Annotated in this window: 17 protein-coding genes; 7 read left to right on the top strand and 10 right to left on the bottom strand. The window is 63.6% G+C overall.

Annotated elements, in window-relative coordinates; all coding sequences use genetic code 11:
• Window positions 1-6 precede the first annotated feature (6 nt).
• The 10 genes from rpoB to hflK form a co-directional block, all read right to left on the bottom strand.
• Entirely contained in the window at window positions 7-4,173 is a 4,167-nt protein-coding gene (gene rpoB / locus J2W40_RS12345) for a DNA-directed RNA polymerase subunit beta (RefSeq protein ID WP_310225152.1), read from the bottom strand.
• A gap of 308 nt (window positions 4,174-4,481) precedes the next feature.
• A complete protein-coding gene (locus J2W40_RS12340) occupies window positions 4,482-5,825 on the bottom strand; it encodes an aminotransferase class V-fold PLP-dependent enzyme (RefSeq protein WP_310225149.1) in 1,344 nt (447 codons plus the stop codon).
• Between the two features lie 67 nt (window positions 5,826-5,892).
• Complete coding sequence (locus J2W40_RS12335; protein ID WP_310225201.1) at window positions 5,893-7,188, bottom strand: cell wall hydrolase; 1,296 nt, start codon at window positions 7,186-7,188, stop codon at window positions 5,893-5,895.
• A gap of 51 nt (window positions 7,189-7,239) precedes the next feature.
• Window positions 7,240-8,169 (bottom strand): cysteine synthase A, encoded by a 930-nt coding sequence (gene cysK / locus J2W40_RS12330; protein ID WP_310225147.1) that lies wholly within the window; start codon window positions 8,167-8,169, stop codon window positions 7,240-7,242.
• On the bottom strand, window positions 8,166-9,470 hold the full coding sequence (locus tag J2W40_RS12325; RefSeq protein ID WP_310225145.1) for an MFS transporter: 1,305 nt from the start codon (window positions 9,468-9,470) through the stop codon (window positions 8,166-8,168). Before J2W40_RS12325 ends, cysK begins: the two co-directional genes overlap by 4 nt.
• A 99-nt stretch (window positions 9,471-9,569) precedes the next feature.
• Complete coding sequence (locus J2W40_RS12320; RefSeq protein WP_310225143.1) at window positions 9,570-9,965, bottom strand: hypothetical protein; 396 nt, start codon at window positions 9,963-9,965, stop codon at window positions 9,570-9,572.
• Window positions 9,966-9,997: 32 nt separating this feature from the next.
• Window positions 9,998-11,596, bottom strand: a complete 1,599-nt coding sequence (locus J2W40_RS12315; RefSeq protein WP_310225141.1) for a helicase HerA-like domain-containing protein — start codon at window positions 11,594-11,596, stop codon at window positions 9,998-10,000.
• 97 nt (window positions 11,597-11,693) lie between these two features.
• A complete protein-coding gene (locus J2W40_RS12310; RefSeq protein ID WP_310225139.1) occupies window positions 11,694-13,193 on the bottom strand; it encodes a Do family serine endopeptidase in 1,500 nt (499 codons plus the stop codon).
• A 124-nt stretch (window positions 13,194-13,317) separates the two neighbouring features.
• Complete coding sequence (gene hflC, locus J2W40_RS12305) at window positions 13,318-14,166, bottom strand: protease modulator HflC (RefSeq protein ID WP_310225138.1); 849 nt, start codon at window positions 14,164-14,166, stop codon at window positions 13,318-13,320.
• On the bottom strand, window positions 14,166-15,302 hold the full coding sequence (gene hflK, locus J2W40_RS12300) for an FtsH protease activity modulator HflK (protein ID WP_310225135.1): 1,137 nt from the start codon (window positions 15,300-15,302) through the stop codon (window positions 14,166-14,168). The genes hflC and hflK overlap by 1 nt, the downstream gene beginning before the upstream one ends.
• Window positions 15,303-15,376: 74 nt before the next feature.
• Between hflK and J2W40_RS12295 the strand changes: the two genes are divergently transcribed.
• The 7 genes from J2W40_RS12295 (at window position 15,377) to J2W40_RS12265 (ending at window position 23,670) form a co-directional block, all read left to right on the top strand.
• A complete protein-coding gene (locus J2W40_RS12295) occupies window positions 15,377-16,342 on the top strand; it encodes a P-loop NTPase (RefSeq protein ID WP_310225133.1) in 966 nt (321 codons plus the stop codon).
• Window positions 16,343-16,524: 182 nt separating this feature from the next.
• The gene (locus J2W40_RS12290; RefSeq protein ID WP_310225131.1) at window positions 16,525-16,959 is read left to right on the top strand and encodes a CoA-binding protein; all 435 of its coding nucleotides are present in this window, start codon (window positions 16,525-16,527) and stop codon (window positions 16,957-16,959) included.
• A 38-nt stretch (window positions 16,960-16,997) separates the two neighbouring features.
• Entirely contained in the window at window positions 16,998-19,265 is a 2,268-nt protein-coding gene (locus J2W40_RS12285) for a molybdopterin cofactor-binding domain-containing protein (RefSeq protein WP_310225129.1), read from the top strand.
• On the top strand, window positions 19,262-20,272 hold the full coding sequence (gene hemH, locus J2W40_RS12280) for a ferrochelatase (RefSeq protein WP_310225127.1): 1,011 nt from the start codon (window positions 19,262-19,264) through the stop codon (window positions 20,270-20,272). The genes J2W40_RS12285 and hemH overlap by 4 nt, the downstream gene beginning before the upstream one ends.
• 19 nt (window positions 20,273-20,291) lie before the next feature.
• Window positions 20,292-21,014 carry an acetoacetyl-CoA reductase gene (gene phbB / locus J2W40_RS12275; RefSeq protein ID WP_310225126.1) on the top strand — a complete coding sequence of 241 codons (723 nt, stop codon included), beginning with the start codon at window positions 20,292-20,294 and terminating at the stop codon, window positions 21,012-21,014.
• Window positions 21,014-21,298 (top strand): ribbon-helix-helix domain-containing protein, encoded by a 285-nt coding sequence (locus J2W40_RS12270; protein ID WP_310225124.1) that lies wholly within the window; start codon window positions 21,014-21,016, stop codon window positions 21,296-21,298. Before phbB ends, J2W40_RS12270 begins: the two co-directional genes overlap by 1 nt.
• Before the next feature lie 71 nt (window positions 21,299-21,369).
• Window positions 21,370-23,670 carry a TonB-dependent receptor gene (locus tag J2W40_RS12265; protein ID WP_310225122.1) on the top strand — a complete coding sequence of 767 codons (2,301 nt, stop codon included), beginning with the start codon at window positions 21,370-21,372 and terminating at the stop codon, window positions 23,668-23,670.
• Window positions 23,671-23,788 lie beyond the last annotated feature (118 nt).

Here is a 23,788-nt window from a genome sequence, read left to right as displayed (position 1 = left end):
CTTGTCCTACTCCGCCGCCGCCGCGAAGCCGTCGTCCTCGTCAGCGATCGCGTCCATCGTCGCGAGTTCGACGTTGAGGCCCAGCGAGCGCATTTCCTTGACCAGCACGTTGAAGCTTTCGGGAATACCGGCCTCGAACGTGTCGTCACCCTTGACGATCGCTTCATAGACCTTGGTGCGGCCGACCACGTCATCGGACTTCACCGTCAGCATTTCCTGCAGCGTATAGGCGGCACCATAGGCCTGGAGCGCCCAGACCTCCATTTCCCCGAAGCGCTGACCACCGAACTGCGCCTTACCACCCAGCGGCTGCTGCGTGACGAGCGAGTAAGGGCCGATCGAACGGGCATGGATCTTGTCGTCGACAAGGTGATGGAGCTTCAACATATAGATGATGCCCACCGTGACCTTACGGTCAAACTTGTCGCCGGTGCGGCCGTCATACAGGTCGCTCTGACCCGATGTGTTCAGCCCCGCCAGTTCCAGCATCGCCGACACGTCCGCTTCACGGGCGCCGTCGAACACCGGCGTCGCCATCGGCACGCCGCGCTGGAGATGTTCGGCCAGATCGACGATCTGCTCGGCCGTGCGGGCGTTGATCTCGTCGGCATATTGCGGACCATAAGCGGTCAGCAACCGATCCCGCACCGCGTCGGGCATGACGCCCGGCTCAGGGTTGGGATTGGCCTCGCGCCAGTCTTCCAGCGCGTGCTTGAGCTGCTGGCCGATGCCACGGGCAGCCCAGCCCAGATGCGTTTCGAAAATCTGACCGACATTCATGCGCGACGGCACGCCCAACGGGTTGAGCACGATGTCGACATGGGTGCCATCTTCCAGGAACGGCATGTCCTCGACCGGCAGGATGCGCGAAATCACACCCTTGTTACCGTGACGACCGGCCATCTTGTCGCCCGGCTGCAGCTTGCGCTTCACCGCCACGAACACCTTGACCATCTTCAGCACGCCCGGCGGCAGTTCGTCGCCACGCTGCAGCTTGTCGACGCGATCCTCGAACTTGTCGACGATCGACTTCACCGCTTCGTCATATTGCGCCTTGACCGCTTCGATACCGGCCTGACGGATGTCGTCCGCAACCGCGAACTTCCACCATTCATGCCGTTCGACTTCGCTCAGCAGGGCTTCGTCGATCTCGACGCCCTTCTTGACGCCCTTGGGCGCGGCCGTTGCCACCTGGCCCGTCAGCATTTCCTGCAGACGGTTGAAGGTTGCGCGGTTGAGGATGGCGCGTTCGTCCTCGCGATCCTTGGCGAGACGGTCGATTTCCTCCCGCTCGATCGCCATGGCGCGCTCGTCCTTGTCGATGCCGTGACGGTTGAACACGCGCACTTCGACGACCGTGCCCGCAACGCCCGGCGGCAGGCGCAGCGACGTGTCGCGCACGTCGCTCGCCTTTTCACCGAAGATCGCGCGCAGCAGCTTTTCTTCCGGCGTCATCGGCGATTCACCCTTGGGGGTGATCTTGCCGCATAGGATGTCGCCTGGCTCCACTTCGGCGCCGATATAGACGATGCCCGCTTCGTCGAGGTTGCGCAGCGCTTCCTCGCCGACATTCGGGATGTCGCGGGTGATGTCCTCTGGCCCCAGCTTCGTATCGCGCGCCATGACCTCAAACTCCTCGATATGGATCGAGGTGAAGACGTCATCCTTCACGATGCGCTCGGAAATGAGGATACTATCCTCATAGTTATAGCCGTTCCAGGGCATGAACGCGACGAGCGTGTTGCGGCCCAGTGCCAGCTCGCCGAACTCGGTCGACGGGCCATCGGCGATCACGTCGCCGCCTTCGATCAGGTCGCCGACATTCACCAGCGGGCGCTGGTTGATGCAGGTGTCCTGGTTCGACCGCTGGAACTTCTGCAGCGTGTAGATGTCGACGCCCGACTGGCCGGGCTCGATGTCGCCGGTCGCGCGGATGACGATACGGGTCGCATCGACCTGATCGACGATGCCGGGACGCTTGGCGGCGATGGCCGCGCCCGAATCGCGCGCAACCGTGCCTTCCATGCCGGTGCCCACGAACGGAGCCTCGGCGCTGACAAGCGGCACCGCCTGGCGCTGCATGTTCGATCCCATCAGAGCGCGGTTGGCGTCATCATTTTCCAGGAACGGAATGAGCGAGGCCGCAACCGACACCAGCTGCTTGGGACTGACGTCCATCAGCGTGATGTGATCCTTGGGCGCCATCAGGAACTCGCCCGCTTCACGCGCCGAGATCAGGTCTTCGGCCAGCGTGTTGTCAGGGTTCAACTCCGCGTTCGCCTGCGCGATCGTGTGCTTGGCCTCTTCCATCGCCGACAGATAGACGACGTCATCGGTCACGACGCCGTCGATCACCTTGCGGTAGGGCGTTTCGATGAAGCCATATTTGTTCACCCGGCTGAACGTGGCCAGTGAGTTGATCAGACCGATGTTCGGGCCTTCCGGCGTTTCAATCGGGCAGATACGGCCATAATGGGTCGGGTGAACGTCGCGGACTTCAAAGCCCGCACGCTCGCGCGTCAGACCGCCCGGCCCAAGCGCCGACACGCGGCGCTTGTGCGTCACTTCCGACAGCGGGTTGGTCTGATCCATGAACTGCGACAGCTGCGAGCTGCCGAAGAATTCACGCACGGCGGCCACGGCGGGCTTCGCGTTGATCAGGTCGTTCGGCATCACCGTCGACACGTCCACGCTCGACATACGCTCCTTGACGGCGCGCTCCATGCGCAGCAGCCCGACGCGATACTGGTTTTCCAGCAGCTCGCCGACCGACCGCACACGACGATTGCCGAGGTTGTCGATATCGTCGATGTCGCCCTTGCCGTCCTTGAGGTTCACCAGTTCCTTGACGACGGCGAGGATGTCCTCGACGCGCAGGGTGGTGACCGTGTCTTCGGCGTCCAGCTCAAGCCGCATGTTGAGCTTCACGCGGCCCACGGCCGACAGGTCGTAGCGTTCGGGATCGAAGAACAGGCCGGCGAACAGCGCTTCGGCGGTTTCCTTCGTCGGCGGCTCGCCGGGGCGCATGACGCGATAAATATCGCTCAGGGCCTGGTCGCGCTCTTCGGCCTTGTCGGCCTTCAGCGTATTGCGGATCCACGGACCCGTGGTGACATGATCGATGTCGAGCAGTTCGAGACGGTCGATGCCCGCCTGGTCCAGCTTTTCCAGATTTTCCGGGCTGATTTCGTCACCGGCCTCGACATAGATTTCGCCAGTCGCGTCATTGACCAGGTCATAGGCGCTGTAGCGGCCATAGACTTCCTCGGTCGGGATCAGCAACTGGGTCAGGCCGTCCTTCTCCGCCTTGTTGGCGGCGCGGGGCGAAATCTTGGTGCCCAGCGGGAAGATGACTTCGCCGGACTTGGCGTCCACGATGTCGAACGACGGCTTCTGCCCACGCCATGCTTCGGGCGTATAGGGAATCTGCCAACCGCCTTCGCCACGTACGAAGGTCACCTTGTTGTAGAAATGCCCCAGGATTTCTTCGGCATTCAGGCCAAGCGCGAACAGCAACGCCGTGACCGGCAGCTTGCGCTTGCGGTCGATACGGACGTTGACGATGTCCTTGGCGTCGAACTCGAAGTCCAGCCACGAACCGCGATAGGGAATGACGCGCGCGGCGAACAGATATTTGCCCGACGAATGGGTCTTGCCGCGGTCATGGTCGAACAGGACGCCCGGCGAACGGTGCATCTGGCTGACGATCACGCGCTCGGTGCCGTTGACGATGAAGGTGCCGTTGCCCGTCATCAGGGGCATGTCGCCCATATAGACGTCCTGCTCCTTGATATCGAGCACGGAACGGGTTTCGGTGTCCTGATCGACTTCAAACACGATGAGGCGAAGGGTAACGCGCATAGGCGCTGCATAGGTGATGCCGCGCTGACGACATTCCTCGACGTCATATTTCGGGTCTTCCAGCTCGTAATGGACGAAGTCCATTTCGGCGGTGCCCGCGAAATCACGGATCGGGAAGACGCTGCGCAGCGTCTTTTCCAGGCCCGACACATAACCGATCGAGTGGTCCGAACGGAGGAACTGTTCATAGCTCTCCCGCTGCACTTCGATCAGGTTCGGCATCTGCACCACTTCGTGGATGTCGCCGAACACCTTGCGGATGCGCTTCTTCGCGCCGGTGTTACTGATCGGGGGGAGAGCTTTGGTCGCCATGCTTGGTCCTTGCCTTCATTCGTCGCGTTTTTCCGCATCGCAGCGAAAATTCAGTCGAAGCGCGATGGAGAAAGGGGTGATTCGCACCGCTTCATTCCACGCAAAAAAGTGCGGGTCGGGACTGTCCGATCCGCACTGTCAGCACCTGATGACTCGCCGTTTTCGTCCAATACTGCCCTTGGCCACGCGCTAACCGGCCCCGGTCCCCGAACGATACGGGAGACGGCCGACCCACTGCCAAGACTGGCGACAGGACGACCGGATTGCCACCCATATAGTCTGCTTGTCCGGCTTTGGGAAGGGGGGTGTCAGGCAAACAGCCCGCGTTCCGCCCGGATCGCTGCCACCAGCCGGTCGAGTTCGGCACTCGTGTTGAACAGGGCCGGGGTCACGCGCAGCACCGGCCCCGACGCCAGCCCTGCCTTGGCCACCACCAGCAAGCCATATTTTTTGAGGAACAGCGCCGCCGCCTTCTTCGCATCGTCCGGCCCGCCCATGCCCGGCAAACGAAACGCCGCCACCGCGCCATGCCGCCCCGGCAGTTCGGGCAATAGGATCTGTACGCCCGGCACATCGCGTACCCGGTCGATCCAGTAATCGCGCAGCGCCAGCAGGTGGCGATGCTTCGCTGGCAAGCCGATCGCCTCGTGCACCGCGATCGCATAGGGCACCGTCAGCCGCGCCGCGAAATCGACCGTGCCGGTGGGAATGCGCGCACGAATATCATCGGCCCCATGGATGCGGTTGCCAAGCCATGGCGCTATGTCCTGCAACCGGTCCTTGCGGATATAGATGCCCCCGGTCCCCAACGGTGCAGCCAGCCATTTGTGCAGCGAAAAGCCGATAAAGTCCGCGCCCGTTTCTTCGACCGTGAAGGGCAGGTGGCCGACCGCCTGTGCACTGTCGAGGATCACATCGACGCCGCGCGCCTTGGCCATGGCGACGATCGCCTTGACCGGCGGCACCAGCCCGTTGCGGTTGGACAAATGTGTCAGCAACAGCAGCTTGGCGCGCGGCGTATCCTTCAACACCTTCTCATAGGCGGCCAGGATGTTCGCCTCCGTATGCGGTTCGGGCAGGTCGAAGCGGACGATCCGCGCGCCCCGGCTCTGCTCCAGATAGTCGCAGGCGAACTGCATCTCGTCATAATCGACATCGGCATAGATCACCGCATCACCCGCCTTGAGCCGCGCATAATTTGCGATCAAAGCGTACAGCGCCTCGGTCCCGCCGCCCGCCAACGCAATCTCCTCGACCGACGCGCCCAGCATCGTCGCGACCGCCGCGCGCGACTTATCGAGTTCGACATCGCGCGGATGACCCGGCGCGCCATTGCGCAGGAATAGCGCATGGTTGTGGTTGACCCAGTTGGACCGCGCCGCATAGGCCGCCTGTACGGGCAGGGTCATCGCCCCATAATAGGCCGCATCGAAGGTCGCGACATCGCGATTGACGGCATAGAGCTTGACCAGCGCAGCCTGCGCTGCGTCAAAATCCGCCATGTCGCCGGCAAAGCGAAACGGGGCTTCCGCAGGCCATTTCGTATCCGTAACGATCGTCTGCGCCTTCGCCGTTCCACCACCCAAGGCCAGCCCCATCGCCCCGCCAACCGCCAACCCGCCGCTGCCCAGAAACGTCCGCCGCGTCACCATATACTGCCCCTACATCATTATGTAACAGCATATCATAACGAATGAGCGTGGTCATGCCACTATGCGTTTAGTTTGTCCGGGTCGCTGTACTATTCGCTGACTCCACCGGCGCGATCTTCACCGTCTCGAACCGCTCCTTGCGCCGCACCCCCGCCAGCGCCGCATCGGCCGACGGGGCAGGGGCGGCAGTCGGCACCCGCTGGCGCATACATTCCGCCTTGTTGGCGCGCGGTGTCTGCGCGCAATTCCACAGCGCCCGCTGCAACCCGCTCGCGCTATTGTGGATATAGGCAAAGCTCATCGTTTCGAGCTGCCCATCGCTCAAGGGAATCTTTGTCGGCGCACCGCCCGCCCGCCATGCCATGATCCGGCATTCAGGCCGCCCCGCGCAAAATGTCCTGGCAAGGTCCGGCCATTGGTCGGGCGCGCCACCGCGCGGCAGTTCGACCAGGAAGCTCGTGCCATCCGGTCCCAGCACCGCCAGCCGCACACCCGCGATCGTCCGCCCCAGCATCGCCTCGCCGATCGCCTGCTTGGGCTGGGCGGCCAGCGCACTGGCGGCGATCGTTTCGACAGGCTGCGCTCCGCTCTCCGGCAGCACATCCTCGCCCCCCTGATGCGCCAGCGACAATTTGGCGATCCGCCCGATCAGCGGCTCGCCACCCGCGCTCCCGCGACGGAAGGCAGGCGGCGTGCCCCACCAGCCGCGCCAGCGAAAAAAGAGATGCGTGCCCACCGCCCCGATCTTGTCGAGGCTCCCGCTCCAATAGGGCACCACCCAATTGGTATGATAATGGGTCGCATGGCCGACCGGCGCGAACACCTTCCCCGCCAGCGCCGCCCGCGCAATCGCCCGCGCCCGTTCCCACGCCGCTGGCGAGGGCGTCCGCGCCAGCGCCCCATCGCAGGAGAAGGTGAACTGGCACCCGGTCCGCCGTTCCTGCCCCTGAAACACCACGCCGCACACCGTCTTGGGAAAGGCGGGATGGCGCGCGCGGTTCAGCACCACCTGCGCGACCGCCTGCTCGCCAACGGCATCGTCGCCCGCCTCATAGATTTCCGCCGCTGCCAGGCAATCGACCGCCCGCGCCAGATCCGTCTCCGATCCCGAAAACAGGAAAGGCCGCGCCGGGGGATTGGCAAGGCGCGAAAAAGGAATGGCGGCATTCAGTGCCCGCGCCCTGTCCGCATCCAGCGCATAGACCGCCACCGGCTCGACCGGCGGCGGCGGGCTGGGCGGCCGCACTGCGCGCCCTTCCGCCCGCGCCGCAAAGCCTGATGGATCAGCCCGCACGCTCTGCCGACTGTCCCAGCCAGCCACTCCCATGGGCAGGCCAACAAACATCAGCGCCCAGAAGGCCATCGCCAAGGGGTGAGGCGTATCGCTCTTCTTCACGAGTGTCGTAACGACCGCTTATTCCGGCAGGAAATCAGGAACCGACAAATAGCGCTCGCCGGTATCATAGTTGAAGCCCAGCACGCGGCTGCCTGCGGGCAGGTCCGGCAATTTCTGCGCGATCGCCGCCAACGTCGCGCCTGAAGAAATGCCGACCAGCATCCCTTCCTCGCGCGCCGCGCGCCGGGCATAGTCCTTGGCGTCGGCGGGATCGACCTGGATCACCCCGTCGAGCAACTGGGTATGCAAATTGGCCGGAATGAAGCCCGCACCAATGCCCTGAATCGGATGCGGACCCGGCTGGCCACCACTGATGACATGCGACAAAGTCGGCTCGACCGCATAGATTTTGATGCCGGGCCAGACCGCCTTCAACACCTCCGCCGTGCCGGTGATATGCCCGCCGGTGCCAACCCCGGTGATCAACGCATCGATCGGCGTCTCGGCGAAATCGGCCAATATTTCCTGCGCCGTGGTGCGGGCATGCACCGCGATATTGGCGGGGTTCTCGAACTGCTGCGGCATCCAGCTATTGGGCGTCTGCGCCACCAGCTCCAGCGCGCGCTCGATCGCGCCCTTCATCCCCTTTTCGCGCGGGGTCAGGTCGAAACTGGCGCCATAGGCCAACATCAGCCGCCGCCGTTCGATCGACATGCTTTCAGGCATGACCAGCACCAGCTTATAGCCTTTGACCGCCGCCACCATGGCGAGGCCCACGCCGGTATTGCCCGATGTCGGCTCGATGATCGTGCCGCCCGGCTGCAACTCGCCCGACGCCTCGGCCGCCTCGATCATGGCCAGCGCGATCCGGTCCTTGATCGACCCGCCGGGGTTGGACCGTTCCGACTTGATCCACACTTCGCTGCCTTCGGGCGCATCGCCAAACAGGCGCGCCATGCGGATATGCGGCGTGTTGCCAATGGTTTCGAGTATCGAAGCAGTCTTCATGGGGCCTTCTCCTGGCTATGGTCCGCCGCCCTTATGTCGGGTGGGTCGAAGGTGCGTGCAAGGCGCAATTCGGGAAAGAGCCGCGCCCAGAACAGGGTGATGACGATAGCACCAATGCCCCCGCCTATGACAGCGACAACCGGCCCGACCAGCGCGGCGAGAAAACCGGACTCCGCTTCGCCCAATTCGTTCGATGCCGATATGGTCAACTGCGACAGGCTCGACACCCGCCCGCGCATCGCATCGGGGGTATGGAGCTGGACCAGCGACTGGCGCACGAACACCGACACCATGTCGGCCGCGCCCAGCACCACCAGCGCGCCAAGCCCGACCTCCATCGCAATGCTGCGCGGCAGGAAGGCGGTGCAGCCAAAGACGATGGTGGCCAGGCCGAATATCATGACGGCGGCCAGCATCTTGAGGCCGACCTCGCGCTTCATCGGCCGGATCGAAAACCACAGCGCGACCAGCCCCGCGCCAATGCCGGGCGCAGCGGCCAGATGGCCAAGGCCCGTCGACCCGACCTGCAATATGTCGCGCGCATAGACCGGCAGCAGCGCGGTCGCGCCCGCCAGCAGCACGGCAAACAGGTCCAGCGTGATCGTCGCCAGCACCAGGCGATTGGTCCGCACATAATGCAGCCCGTCGATCATCTGGCGGATCGGGTGGCGGGTCCGGTCACGCGCCGGCTGCGGCACCGGGCCGATCATCATCATCGCCCCGAACGCCACGGCATAGAGCAGGGCGGCCAGTGCATAGGCGCCCCAGGGCGTCGCCGCATAGGCATAGCCGCCCAGCGCTGGCCCGACGATCGAACCGGCCTGCCACACCACCGCCGATATGGCGATCGCATTGGGCAGCACGGCGGGCGGCACCAGATTGGGCGCGAGCGCGCCATAGGCCGGGCCATTGAAGGCCCGCGCAATCCCCACGACCACGGCGATGCCGAAGATCAGCGGCAGGCTGACCCAGCCCTCAAAGGTCGCAAAGGCGAGCAAACCCGCCGCCAGCGCCAGTGCCGCCAATGTCGTGCGCGATATGATCCGTCGATCATAATGGTCGGCAACCCAGCCGGTAACCGGGGTCAGGAAAAAGAGCGGCAGAAATTGCGCCAGCCCGATCAGCCCCAACTGCGCCGCCGCGCCCGATGTCGTCATCGTCTCCCGCGCGATATTATAGGCTTGCCAGCCCAGCACGATCATCATGCCATATTGCGCCAGCACAGCGGCGCATCGCCCGACCAGATAGGCCCGGAAATTGGGATAATGCAGCGGATGCCGTGGTAGGGAGGGGGCGGTCATGCCCAGCGCTTTAGCCGCCCTCGCAAGGATTAGGCAATCGCGCGCGACGGGAAGGGGGAGAGCATATCTTTATCGCCCGATGACCGGGCTTCGCGCGCTTTACTGTCGCAGGATTATGCCAGTGACCGACCCGTTGCGTACCGAGCAGATGAACGGGATGCTCCCGCCATCGGGAAAGCCGATATTGCCCTCTACCTCCCATCCGGTCGACATGCTGCTCGCCACGGGACGCCCGACCAGCGCGGCGTTCGGCCCCGCCTGTTGCCGTGCCTTCGCGGCGCAGGCATCGCCCGCCGCTGCCGCCGACGCGATCGGACCATGTCCGGGCGTGGCATAGGGTTGACGCCTGGCCTCACGCTCCGCCTGTCTGTCCCTGGCGATGTCGCTGACAATGGCCGCGCCAATCACGTCGCGCGGTGGTGTAACTATCTGGGCATCAATGGGAGCCGCCAGTAAGAACCCCGCCATTATGATGAGTGTCACATTTGCTTTCACGTCCATCTCCTCCCTGTTGACGCCTTCATAGCTTATTTGAACAGCCCGCCCAATATCCCCCGCATCAGCTTGCCTGCTATCCCGCCGCCCGATGTCTTGCGTCGGCTGGACCCGAAAACGGCCTTGCCCAGTTCATTGGCGACCTGCCGGCCGACCGAGGACGCCGCCGATCGTGCTGCGGATTGAACCGCTTGGTCGATGGCGGACGGCTTGGCCGCTTCCCGCGCTGCCGCCTCGCGCTGTTTCGCCTCCAACTTGGCCTGAACGGCAGCGGCCTTGTCCGCTTCCGCCTGCGCCTTGCTTGCAGCGGCGGCGGCGGCCGCAGCCTCGCCTCGCGCCGCCAATATTTCTTCTGCCGACTCCCGATTGACGGCGGCGTCATATTTCCCGTCGCACGGCGAAATCGACTGGATGATCGCCCGTTCCTTCGCGCTCACCGGGCCAAGCCGCGACCGGGGCGGGGCGATCAGCGTGCGCTGCACGATGCCGGGCGACCCATCCGCTTGCAGCAGCGACACCAGCGCCTCGCCCACCTTCAACTCGGTGATCGCGGTTTCCACGTTCAGATCGGGATTGATACGGAACGTCTCCGCCGCCGCGCGGATCGCGCGCTGGTCGCGCGGCGTGAAAGCGCGCAGCGCATGCTGCACCCGGTTGCCCAACTGGCCTGCCACGTCCTGAGGAATGTCTATCGGGTTCTGGGTCACGAAATAGACGCCGACCCCCTTGGACCGGATCAGTCGCACCACCTGCTCGATCTTGTCAGTCAGCGCCTTTGGCGCATCATCGAACAGCAGATGCGCCTCGTCGAAGAAGAAGACCAGCACCGGCTTGTCCGGGTCGCCCACCTCAGGCAGCGTCTCGAACAGTTCGGACAACAGCCACAGCAGGAAGGTCGCATAGAGCTTCGGGCTTTGCATCAACCGGTCAGCGGCCAATATGTTGATATAGCCGCGCCCCTGCTCATCCACCCGCAGCATGTCGTTGATATCCAGCGCAGGCTCGCCGAAGAAATGGTCGCCGCCCTGGGCTTCGAGTTGCAGCAATTGCCGCTGGATCGCGCCGACGCTCGCCTTGGTCACATTGCCATAGCGCGCCGACAGCGTCCCGGCATTGTCCGCGCAATAGGCCAACATCGCCTGCAAATCGCCAAGGTCGAGCAGCAGCAAGCCTTCCTCGTCGGCATAACGGAAGGCGATGGTCAGCACGCCTTCCTGCGTCTCGTTCAGCCCCATCAGGCGCGCCAGCAGCAGCGGCCCCATCTCGCTGATAGTGGTGCGGACCGGATGGCCCTGTTCGCCATAAAGATCCCAGAAGATCGCCGGATTGTCGCTATAGCTATAGTCGGTCAGCCCGATCTCGGCCGCCCGCGCCACCAGCTTGTCGGCATTTTTGAACGTCGGCGAACCCGCCATGGCAATACCCGACAGATCGCCCTTCACGTCGGACAGGAAAACCGGCACGCCCAGCGCGGAAAAACTCTCGGCAATGCCCTGCAACGTCACCGTCTTGCCGGTCCCAGTCGCCCCCGCGATCAGGCCATGGCGGTTGGCGCGGCGCAGGTTGAGCAACTGGCGAACGCCGCCGTCTTTTTCCGGCGCGCCCAGCCCGATGAAAATGCCTTCGCCCATATCGCCCTGCGCCCCCCAAAAAAAACGTCACCCCCGCTTGCGCGGGGATGACGAAAATTACGCTCAGTCAGACCAGTTCCGCAAGCGCGGAAGCGGCTTACTTGTCCCGCAACCGCACGGGCAGGAAGATGGGCGACTGGCCACGACGCAAGACCTGCAACAGGATCGCGCTGCGGTTCTGTGCCGCAACGGCCTTCACCTGCGCGTCCAGGTCCGCCTGGCTGGCGACCGGACGGTTGTTCGCGGTGATGATCACGTCGCCGCGCCGCAACCCCTTGGCTCCCGCGTCGGTCGAACCATCCACGCCGGTAATGACCACGCCGCGCGTATCCGCCGCAATGCCCAACTGCCGGATGATACCCGGCGTCAACGGAATTGCGGAAATGCCGAGCGACTGTTGCGCGGCCTGACCCGGATTTTGCTGCTGCTGGCTGAAATCTTCATCCTGCTGCGGCGCGAAGTTGGTCAGTTCATCCTCGGACGGACGCTCGCCCACGACGGCATTGACCGTCTGGCGCTGGCCATTGCGGATCAGCACGATCGGCACGCGCGAACCGATCGGCTGCGATGCGACGATGGAGGAGAGATTCTGTTCGGGGCTGACTTCCTGGCCCGCGACGCTGACGATGACGTCACCCGCCTTGATGCCGGCCTTCTCGGCGCCCTTGCCTGGCTCGACACCCTGCACGAACTCGCCGCGATTCTTGGCCAGGCCCAGCGATTCGGCCAGATCCTCACCCAGCGGACTGATCTGCACGCCCAGATAGCCGCGTCTGACCGCCTCTCCTTTACGCAACGTCTCGACGATCGGCGCGGCCTGCTCCGAAGGAATCGCAAAGCCGATACCGACATTGCCGCCCGACGGCGACAATATCTGGCTGTTGATGCCGATCACATTGCCGCGCATATCAAACATCGGACCACCGGAGTTGCCCTGGTTGATCGACGCATCGGTCTGGATGAACTTCTCATAGCCGCCGCCGGTATTGCGATGGACAGCCGAAATGATCCCCGCCGTCACCGTACCCGAAAGGGCAAAGGGATTGCCGATCGCGACGACCCAGTCGCCGACCCGCGCCTTGGTGCTGTCGCCAAATTTGACGAAGGGCAGGGGCTTGGGCGAATCGATCTTCAACACCGCCAAGTCGGTCGCGGGATCGCGGCCCACCAGTTTGGCGGTATATTCCGTCTTGTTGGTCAGCGTGACGGTGATCGAGTCCACCGTGGCACCTTCCGCGCCAGCGGACACCACATGGTTGTTGGTAACGATATAGCCGTCAGCCGAAATCAGGAAGCCTGATCCCAGGGACTGGGCTTGCCGCGTCTGCGGCTGGCCGCCCCCCTGGCCGAACAACTGGCCAAAAGGCGTGCCCGCAAAGGGATTTTGCACCTGCACCCGCTGTTTGGTGGAAATGTTGACCACGGCGGGCTGCAACTTCTCAACCATGTCGGCCAGGCTTGCCGGAGCGCCCTGTGGCGCGGCAGCGGTCAGGCCTTCATTCTGTGCGGTCTGGGCGCCGACATTGGAGCTGGTGGTAACGGCAATGGCGGTGCCGCCCAGCAACAGGGCGCCGGTAATGGCATAAGCGTAACGCACTCGTGACGGTCCTCTCATGAACTGCGAAGGGATTGGAAGGCGGGACTTTGACGAAGGCTCAAAATGCGCTGTCCTCCCTTAACCCTCATTGAATGACGCTGGTTCCGTAATGATCTGCGGCAACTCACCGCCGCCCCTGAAATTGTTGCAGGAACTCATTGTTCGGCGACAGGATGATGTTGGTTTCACCGGGCCTGTCGGGCGAGAAAGTATAGCGGTAGCTCTGCATCGCACGATAGAAATCATAGAAGCTGGGATCTTTACCGTAGCTGGCGGCATAGATGCGCGCTGCATTTGCGTCTGCTTCCGCGCGGATGATCTGCGCCTGTTTGGCCCCTTGTGCCCGGATGGTCAGCGCTTCCTGCTCGCGCGCTGTCCGCATACGGGTGAAGGCGCTGTCAAGCGGCGTGCCATCGGGCAGGTCGGCGCGCTTGATCCGCACATCGACGATTTCCGCGCCATATTGGCGCGCGACCCGATCAAGGCCAGCCTCGATATTCTGCATCACCTGGCCCCGCTCCGGGCTGAGCAACGCGGCGAAGGGGCGCTTGCCCAGTTCGTTGCGCAGTGCGGAACCCAGGATCGGACGCAACGCTTCCGACACACGTTCCTCGCTACCGGCGGCGATATACATGCGCAATGGATTGACGATGCGATAGCGGGCAAAGGCATCCACCTGCAGGCGCAGTTGGTCGGTGGACAGCACCTGCTGGCGCTCCATTTCGACCGACAGCACGCGCTTGTCGATCCACACGATCTGATCCACGAAGGGCCAGCGCATGATGACACCAGCGCCCGTGTTGCCGAAGGTTTCGTCCTTGCGATAGCTGTTGATGATCGACTTGGGATCACCGAAGCGGACGATCACGCCCTGCTTGGTTTCAGGTACGATCGCAATGGTGCTGCCCAGGACGATCAGCAGCGCCAGGACGATCAGGGCGAGCGCGACAGGGTTGCGCAGGAATGCGGGCATCACTGGCCTCCCGTGCTGGGGGCGGCTGCCGCCGCCGCATCCGATGCAGCGCGCCGCTTGATTTCAGGCAGGGGCAGATAGGGCGTCACATTGCTTCCTTCGACGATGGTCTTGTCGACGTTCGCCAACACGCCCTCCATCGTTTCATAATACATGCGGCGGCGGGTCACGTCCGGGGCCAGGCGATATTGTTCATACACCTTGTCAAAGGATGCTGCCTCGCCCTGCGCCTTGGCCGTCACCTGCTGGGCGGCCGCACGCGCTTCGTTGAGATAGGTCTGCGCCGTCTGCTGCGCGGCCGACACGGCCTTGAACGCATCGTTGACCGCGGCTGGCGGATCGGCCTGCTTGATCGCGATACCCTGAATACGGATGCCCGACCGATAACCATCCAAAATCTCCTGCATCCGCTGCTCGACCTGCTGTTCGATCGCAGTACGACCCGCGCCCAATGCGTCGTCCAGACTGACGCTGGCCAGCACCGCGCGCATCGCGCTTTCAGCGACTTCGCGCACGGCGGCATCGGGATTGGAGAGCTGAAACAGATAAAGTTCCGGATTGCGGATGTTCCAACGCACCGAATAGGCGAGGTCGATGATGTTCTGGTCGCCGGTCAGCACCAGATTTTCATTTTCCGCCGTGGTCGATCCAACGTCGATGGTCCGAATCTCTTCGACATCGACGATCGTCACGGCTGCGAAAGGGGCAGGCAGGGTCAGGCTGATGCCCGGCGTCAAGGTGCGGCTGTAGCTGCCCAGGAACGTTACGACACCGCGTTCCTGCGGCCCGACACGGTGGAAACTGGTCAATACGAGCCACAAGATGACGAGGATGGCGATCCCGATTGGCCATAGCGCCTTACCATTGGGACTTTGGGGCAGGCCACCAAAACCGCCACCATTGCCGCCGCCCTGACCAAAGCTGTCCCGGCCCCGCCGCAACATTTCCTCGATCGCGGACGGACCCTTCTGCCCGGCCGGGCGTCCCGGTTGGGTCCAGGGATTGCGCGGGCCGCCACCGCCGCCCGCGCCCTTGCCGCCTGATCCGTCATTACTCTCCGGCCCGTCGCTTTTGCCGCCCCAGGGGCCTTGCGCCATGCTCACGATGCCGGGCATCCACCCGAATAATCTTTTCATGTCACCTTCTATAGGAAGGCTGGCCCGCGAAAAACAGTGCCCTTAGGAGCGATTATTTCCTACAGGGCGTCGTCATGACCGATATTGCCGATTTTACCGCCCGCCTGACCGCCCTGACCGATGGCCGCGCCAGCACGCCGCGCGTAAAGGACGGGATCATGACGATCGCCCTGGATGTTGGCGGCCTGTCGCCCGAACGGCGCGACGGCCTCGCCGCTGCGATCCGCGAAGGCGGCCTGACCGTGCCGGGCGTCACCGACGTCCGCATTGCCCAGACAGCGGAACGCAAGCCGCTGCGAATCATCGCCGTGGCGTCGGGCAAGGGTGGGGTGGGCAAATCCACCCTGTCGGCCAATCTTGCCATCGCGCTGCATCGCCTCGGCCACCGGGTCGGATTGGTTGATGCTGACATCTATGGCCCGTCGCAGGCGCGATTGATGGGCAGCGAGGATCAAAAGCCGCAGGCCCGCGAGAAGAAGATGATTCCGGTGGCCGGGACGCTGGGCATTCCGATGCTGTCGATGGCGCATCTGGTCGAACCGGGCAAGGCGCTGGCGTGGCGCGGGCCGATGGTCGGCAATGCCCTGTCGCAACTGATCGATGCGGACTGGGGCGAGACGCAATTGCTGGTGGTCGACATGCCGCCGGGCACCGGCGATATTCAGCTAACCATGGTGCAGAAACATAAGCCTGTCGGCGCGGTCATCGTGTCGACGCCGCAGGATCTGGCGCTGATCGACGCGACCCGCGCGGTCAGCCTGTTTAATCAGGCAGGCGTGCCGATGATCGGCCTGGTCGAGAATATGGCGGGCTATGCCTGCCCCCATTGCGGCGAAATCTCCGACCCGTTCGGCACCGGAGGCGCGGAGACGGCGGCAGGCGACATGGGGATGCCTTTCCTTGGCCGCATCCCGCTCGCCATCGACATTCGCCGCCAGTCCGACGCGGGCGATCCCCCGGCGGCGGGCGAGGGCATCCACGCCGACGCCTTCCGGGCCATCGCGCAGAAGGTGGCCGCGTGGCTCGATGGTGCGGTGTGACTGTCCTACAGCGGGGCAACAGGCTATGATCGGATGTCCGCGCACTATGACTTTGCGATAGGATCAGGGACGCGCAAGATTATGTCGAAATCAGCGGGAAATGTGCGAAGTTAAGCGATCCGTCTCCATCATCGGGAACGTCCCGGTCCTTGGCTCGTCCTAGCTGCATAAGGAGAATTTCCATGCCGCTGACCGCCCCGCAGGACATCGCTACCCTGCTTACCGAAACCCGCACCATCGCGCTGGTCGGCATCTCCGATCGGCCGGAACGGGCCAGCTATCGCGTCATGGCCTTCCTTCAGGACCATGGCTATCGCGTCCTGCCGGTCAATCCACAGATTGCGGGCGAACATGTCCATGGCGAATTTGTCTGGGGCCGCCTGTCCGACATCGGCGAACCGATCGACATGGTGGATATCTTCCGGCGCAGCGATGCCGCCGGTGAGGCGGTGGACGATGCCATCGCCGCCGGCGCAAAGGCCGTCTGGATGCAACTGGATGTTGTCGATGAGGCAGCGGCGGCGCGCGCCGAAGCGGCGGGCCTCAAGGTGGTGATGGACCGCTGCCCCGCAATCGAAATACCCCGTCTCGGCATCGCGCCGGTCAGCGCCGATTAACGCTTTCCACCCGGCCATCGCGCCCCTATCAGTCGCCCATGGCCCGCCCCCCGCGCACAATATCGGACAGCCGCAAGGGCATCGACCGACGCACGCTGCTGGTCGGCGGCGGCGCGGCGGCGGGGTTGCTCATCGCCTGGAGCGTCTGGCCGCGCGAGTACCCGCCCAACCTCAATGCCGGTCCCGGCGAAACGATCGTCAACGCCTTCCTCAAGATCGACCGAACAGGGCAGGTCATCGTCATCGTGCCGCAAGCCGAAACGGGCCAAGGGGTGACGACCGTCCTGCCGCAGATATTGGCCGATGAACTGGGCGCAGACTGGCGCACGGTCGCAGTCCAAAGCGCACCGATCAGCCCGCTCTACGCCAACACCCTGCTGGCGCGCGAATGGCTGGCGAGTGACTGGACGCGCTTGCTGGGCGACGCAGGCGATTGGGCGATCGGCCAATATGCGACGCGCAGCGGCCTGATGCTGACCGGCGGCGGCACATCCGTCCCGATGTTCCATGACGCCTATCGCGATGCCGGTGCGGCGGCGCGCATCCTGCTGTGCAAGGCGGCAGCGGCGCGCTGGTCGGTGCCGTGGGAAAGCTGCGACATTGTAGACGGCCTGGTCTCCGACGGCAGCGAGCGGCGGCTGAAGATCGGCGAGCTGGTCGAGGAAGCGGCACAGTTCGACCTCCCCGCTATCCTTCCGTTGCGGCAGGGGCAGGACGGGCGGCTGGCAGGGCAGGATGTCCCCCGGCTCGACACCCCCTCGAAGATCGACGGCAGCCATAATTTCGCCGCCGACATACGTCTGCCGGACATGGTCCATGCCTCGATCCGGCAAGGACCGATCGGCGACGCGACCCTCGCCGGGCTGGACGAGCGATCGGCAAGCAATGTCACGGGCTTCCTCAAACTCGTCCGCACCGAACGCTGGGTCGCCGCGGTCGCGACCAACTGGTGGGCGGCAAACAAGGCGCTGGACCTTGCCGATCCGGTCTTCACCCTGCGCGGCAAGCCGGTCGATAGCGCTGCAATCGACGCGGCGCTGGAAGCGGCCTTTTCCGGCTCGGCGGGCCGTCGCCTCTATGCACAGGGCGACCTGCTGCCGGTGTTCGAGGGCGCGACCCTCTTGGCCAGCGAATATCGGGTCGAAGCCGGGCTGCACTTGGCGCTCGAACCGCTCTGCGCCACCGCGCGGGTCGGGCCAGACGGCGCGGAAGTCTGGATGGCGACGCAGGCACCCGGCTTGGCGCGTGCCGCCATTGCCGATGCGCTGGGCTTGTCCGAAAGCGCCGTCACTCTTTACCCGCTGCACGCTGGCGGTTCCTTCGGGCGCAAGATGGACTGGGACGTCGGCGTGCAGGCCGCCCTGATCGCGCGCGATATAGGCCGCCCGGTGCAACTGCTCTGGTCGCGGCTGGAGGATGTCGTGCAGGACCGGCCATCTGCGCCGGCGCAAGCGCGCATGGCCGCGAAGATCGGGCGTAACGGCGCGATCGAGGGCTGGCTGGCCAAGGTCGCCGCCCCCTGCGCCATGACGCAGACCTGGGCACGGATCGCCGATGGCGCGCTGCCCCATGACGCAGCAGCACAGGCGGCGGACAAGGCGTCCCGGCTGGCGGTGGCGGGGATGGCCCCGCCTTATGCGATCCCCAACTGGGCGGTGGATCATTATCCTGCCGACGTCGGCCTGGCGCTTGGCTTCACGCGGGGTAACGCGCATCTGTATGGGGCGTTCTTCACCGAGAGTTTCGTCGATGAACTCGCGCACCTCGCGGGGATGGAGGCGATGTCCTTCCGTATCCAGATGCTGGGTGGCAATCCGCGCCTTGCCCATTGCCTGTCGACGGCGGCGGCGATGGGCGGCTGGCAGGGCGGCATAGCAGGCAGCGGGCAGGGGCTTGCCGCGCACGTCATGCAGGGGGGCTATGCCGCCGTGATGGTCGAAGCATCGATGCGCGGCGACCGGCTGAGCGTCAACCGCATGATCGCGGCGGTCGATGTCGGCGATCAGGTCCATCCCGACATTGCCCGGCAGCAGGTCGAAGGCGGCCTGATCTATGGCCTTGCCTTCGCGATGGGGGCGTCCGTGCCCTATGCGCGCGGCCTGCCGACCCGCGCGATCCTGGGCCGGATGAATTTGCCACGCCTCGCCGATATCGGCGAAGTCACGGTCGAACTGATCCGCAGCACAGCATCCCCGGTCGGCGTCAGCGATCTCGCCGCGCCGCTGGTCGCGCCCGCTATCGCCAATGCGTTGTACACATGGACAGGTCAGCGTTTGCGCAACCTTCCGCTATTGGCCACGACATGACCCTGCCCCCCAACCATCCCGCCATTCCGACCCCCAAAGTCGGCGTCCTCCTCATCAACCTCGGCACGCCCGATGCGCCCGACGCCGGATCGGTGCGGCGTTATCTTGGCGAATTCCTGTCCGACCGCCGCGTGGTCGAACTGCCGCCGATCCTGTGGCAGCCGATTCTGCGCGGCATCATCCTGACCACCCGACCCAAGAAATCCGCCCATGCCTATCAACAGGTGTGGACCGATCAGGGATCGCCGCTCGCCTTCCACACCCGCGATACGGCGCTGGCGCTTCAACAGGCGATGGGGCCGGGCGTCACCGTCGATTGGGCCATGCGCTACGGCAATCCGTCGATCGCCTCGCGCCTGTCGGCGATGAAGAAGGCGGGTTGCGACCGTATCCTGCTCGCGCCGCTCTATCCGCAATATAGCGGCGCGACCACAGCGACCGCCAATGATGCGGCCTTCGCGGCGCTCAAGGCGATGCGCTGGCAGCCCGCCATCCGCACCCTGCCGCCCTATCATGACGACTCGGCCTATATCGCCGCGCTCAAGACCGCGATCGACGCGCATGTCGCGGCGCTCGATTTTACCCCGGACGCCATTCTCGCCAGCTTCCATGGTATGCCAGAGCGCACCCTGCATCTGGGTGATCCCTATCATTGCCAGTCGGTCAAGACCGTCCGCCTGCTCCGCGAAGCACTGACGCTGCCGGTCCATATGAGTTTCCAGTCGCGCTTTGGACGGGCAAAATGGCTGGAGCCGGAGACCGAAGCAACCCTTGCCGAATTGGTGCGCGATGGTGTCCGTAATATTGCTGTCGTAACGCCCGGATTTTCGGCTGACTGTCTGGAGACATTGGAAGAAATCGCGTTGCGGGCAAAAGAGGCCTTTTTGTCTGCTGGCGGCGAAAAATTTGCCTATTTACCCTGTCTAAATGCGTCGCCCGACGCTATCACTTTGTATCAGAGGCTGATCGGCCGAGAGCTTTCGGGCTGGATCGACCAGCCCGCTTAGGTAAGAAGAGGATGCGCATATGGCGAGAGTAGCGATCGTGACCGGCGGTACGCGGGGCATTGGCGAGGCGATCAGCCTGGCGTTGCGGGATATGGGATATACCGTTGCGGCCAATTATGGCGGCAATGACGAAAAGGCGAAGGCCTTCACCGACCGCACCGGCATCGCCGCCTTCAAATGGGACGTGGGTGATCATCAGGCCTGCCTCGATGGTTGCGCCGCCGTTGCCGAACAGCTTGGCCCGATCGACATCGTCGTCAACAATGCGGGCATTACGCGTGATGGTGTGTTGGCCAAGATGAGCTTCGACGACTGGAACGAAGTCATGCGCATCAACCTCGGCGGCTGCTTCAACATGGCCAAGGCGACCTTTGGCGGTATGCGCGAGCGCGGCTGGGGCCGGATCGTCAATATCGGGTCGATCAACGGGCAAGCGGGCCAATATGGCCAGGTCAACTATGCCGCCGCCAAGTCGGGCATCCACGGCTTCACCAAGGCGCTGGCGCAGGAAGGGGCCAAGGCGGGCGTTACCGTCAATGCCGTTGCGCCGGGCTATATCGACACCGACATGGTCGCCGCCGTGCCCCCCGCCGTGCTGGAAAAGATCGTCGCCAAGATCCCGGTCGGCCGCCTGGGCCAGGCGAGTGAAATTGCGCGCGGCGTCGCCTTCTTGTGCAGCGAGGATGCGGGCTTCGTGACCGGCACGACCTTGTCGCTCAACGGCGGGCAGCATATGTATTGATGGATAAGGGCGACCCTGTCGAAGGCCCGGACGGGCCGATGGGGTCGCCCTTTGCTCCTCCGGTCAAACGGAGCGTGACGATCGCCGGCCATCAGACCGCGATCAGTTTGGAGCCCATATTCTGGGACGCTCTGCGCCTTGCCGCTCAGCGTGCCGAGCTACCGCTTAATGCCTTGATCGCGCAGATCGACGTGATGCGCATGGCCGCCGCCACCCCCCCCAATCTCGCCAGTGCGATACGTTGCTGGATTTTTGCCACACATTGCATTCAAGATAATAATTAGTCGCAATAGCGTTGACTCTGCGAAGCGTTCGCAATAATCGGTCCCCCAAGCAATAAGGGGGATTGATATCCATGTCGAATAAAGCATCTACGCCATCGTTTCTGGCGCTGTCCTGCGTAGGCGCGATAGCCTTCGCCACCTCGGCGCAAGCGCAGGATGGCGCGATCGGCCCACGGTTGGGCGGCGTGACCGTTACGGACACGGCGCTCGATGAGCCTGCAGTGAAGGTGGAAAAGGCGGAGTCGCCCAAATATGTGCGGCCGCTGCTCGACACGCCGCAGACCATCACCGTGATCGGCAACCAGACCATCCAGAAGCAGAACCTGCTGACGTTGCGCGATGTTTTGTCCACCATTCCGGGCATCACCTTCGGCGCGGGCGAAGGCGGCGGTGGTTATGGCGATAGCATCAATTTGCGCGGACAAAGCGCCAACACCGACATCAGCATCGACGGCGTGCGCGACAGCGCGCAATATAGCCGCACCGACCCGTTTAACATCGAACAGATTGAAGTCACCAACGGGGCCAACTCCGTCTTTGGTGGGTCGGGTGCGATCGGCGGTAACATCAACATCGTCACCAAACGGCCAAAGGGCTATGACGAGACGCTGGTGCAGGCGGGCATCGGCACGTCCGATTATTATCGTGCGACGATCGACAGCAATGTGCGCGTGTCGGACTTCGTCGCGGTGCGCCTCAACGCCATGTATCATGAAAATGACGTCGCGCGCCGCAGCGTCGATCGGTACGAGCGCTGGGGTGTGGCCCCGTCGGTCAAGTTCGGCGTGGACGGCCCGACATCGCTGACCTTGCTTTACACGCATCAGGAAGACGAGAACACGCCGCTCTATGGCGTGCCCTATTACAAGAATGCGCTCTATGACGGCCCGCTGCCGGGCGTCCCCTATAGCGGCTATTATGGCTATAAAAATCTCGATCGGCAGGACCAGGTGATCGACCAGGCCACCGCCATCTTCGATCATCGCTTCAGTGACCTGCTGGCGGTGCGCAACCTGTCGCGTTGGCAGCGGGTCAAACAGAATCTGATCGTCAATCCGCCGCAGGGCACCTATTGCCTCGCCAATGGCCAGACGCCGACGGGCGTGGCCTGTGCCGCTGGGCAGGTTGCAGGCACCTATTATCCCAGCGGTCCACGCGGCGGATATCGCAACTCGGTTAACGACACGCTCTACAACCAGTTGGACTTGAGTTTCACCATTCCCGGTGGCCATTCGCTGGTGCTGGGCACGTCGATGTTGCAGGAGGATTATGCGTTGGATAACGGCAATGTCCTGCGCAATGCGGGCGGCGCGCTGCCCAATCCGGTGCTTGATCCGATCAACATCAGCAATCCCAATGCTGTCTATACCGGGCCAGTCAATGCGATCCGGTCGGGGCATCAGGACGGCGACCTGTTCAACGTCGCGGCCTATGCTTTCGCGGCGGTCAAGATCGTCGAGCAACTGGAGATCAATGGCGGCGTCCGCTGGGAACATAATCGCGCGCGCTTCCGGTCCGACACGATCGCGACCCCGGCGGCGGGCGGTGCCTACACCACGGGCGTATCGCAAAATGCGACCGATGACCTGTTCTCCTACCGCATCGGGCTGGTCTACAAGCCGGTGGAGAATGCAAGTCTGTATGTCGCCTATGGCAACAGCAAGAACCCGACGGCAACGACCGTCAGGTCGGGCTGTGGGCTGGCGGCGACGGCAAATTTCAACAATGACCCCTGCGACGCGAAGCCCGAACAGGCCGTCAATTACGAGATTGGCGGCAAGATCGACCTGTTCGATGCCAAGCTGCAATTGACCGCGTCGCTGTTCCGTAACGAGCGGACCAATTATCGCGTTGCCAGCAACGATCCGCTGATCGGCACCCTGCCGGTCAATGATGGCCGCAACCGGGTGGATGGGGTCACGCTCGGCGCTACGGGCAATATCAGTGATGCCTGGACGATCTTTGCCAACTATACCTATCTGGATACTAAGGTGATCCAGAGCATTTCAGATTATCAGAAATCGCAGGGCATAGTTGATGGCCAGGCGGGCAATCCGATGCTTAACACGCCAAAACATTCGGGTAGCCTGTTCACCACCTATACGCTGCCGTTCGGGTTGGAGCTTGGTTATGGCCTGACCTATCAGGGCAGCTGGTATCTGAGCAATGTCACCGGCGCGCCGATGTACAAGACCGATGACTATCTGGTCCATCGCGCCATGCTGTCTTATCCGATCACGGAAAAGTTTAGCGCCCAGCTCAACGTCCAGAATTTCACCAACGAAAAATATTATACCAGCGTCCGCAACAATGGCTGGGCCAACCCTGGCGAAGGGCGGTCGTGGGTGCTGACGCTGGGTTACAAGCTGTAAGCCTATCCCCATACCCCGGCACGTCCCGGCCGGGGCAGGGCGGGCAGCGATCACTCCAACCTCCTCGGTTCGCTGTCCGCCCGCCTTTTCATCTCCGTATAAGCCGCAATTGATTCGC

The organism is Sphingobium xenophagum (assembly GCF_031457465.1).
Classification (GTDB): domain Bacteria; phylum Pseudomonadota; class Alphaproteobacteria; order Sphingomonadales; family Sphingomonadaceae; genus Sphingobium; species Sphingobium xenophagum_A.
Note: the sequence above shows the minus strand (reverse complement) of the source record. Positions and strands in the feature narration are given on the sequence as shown.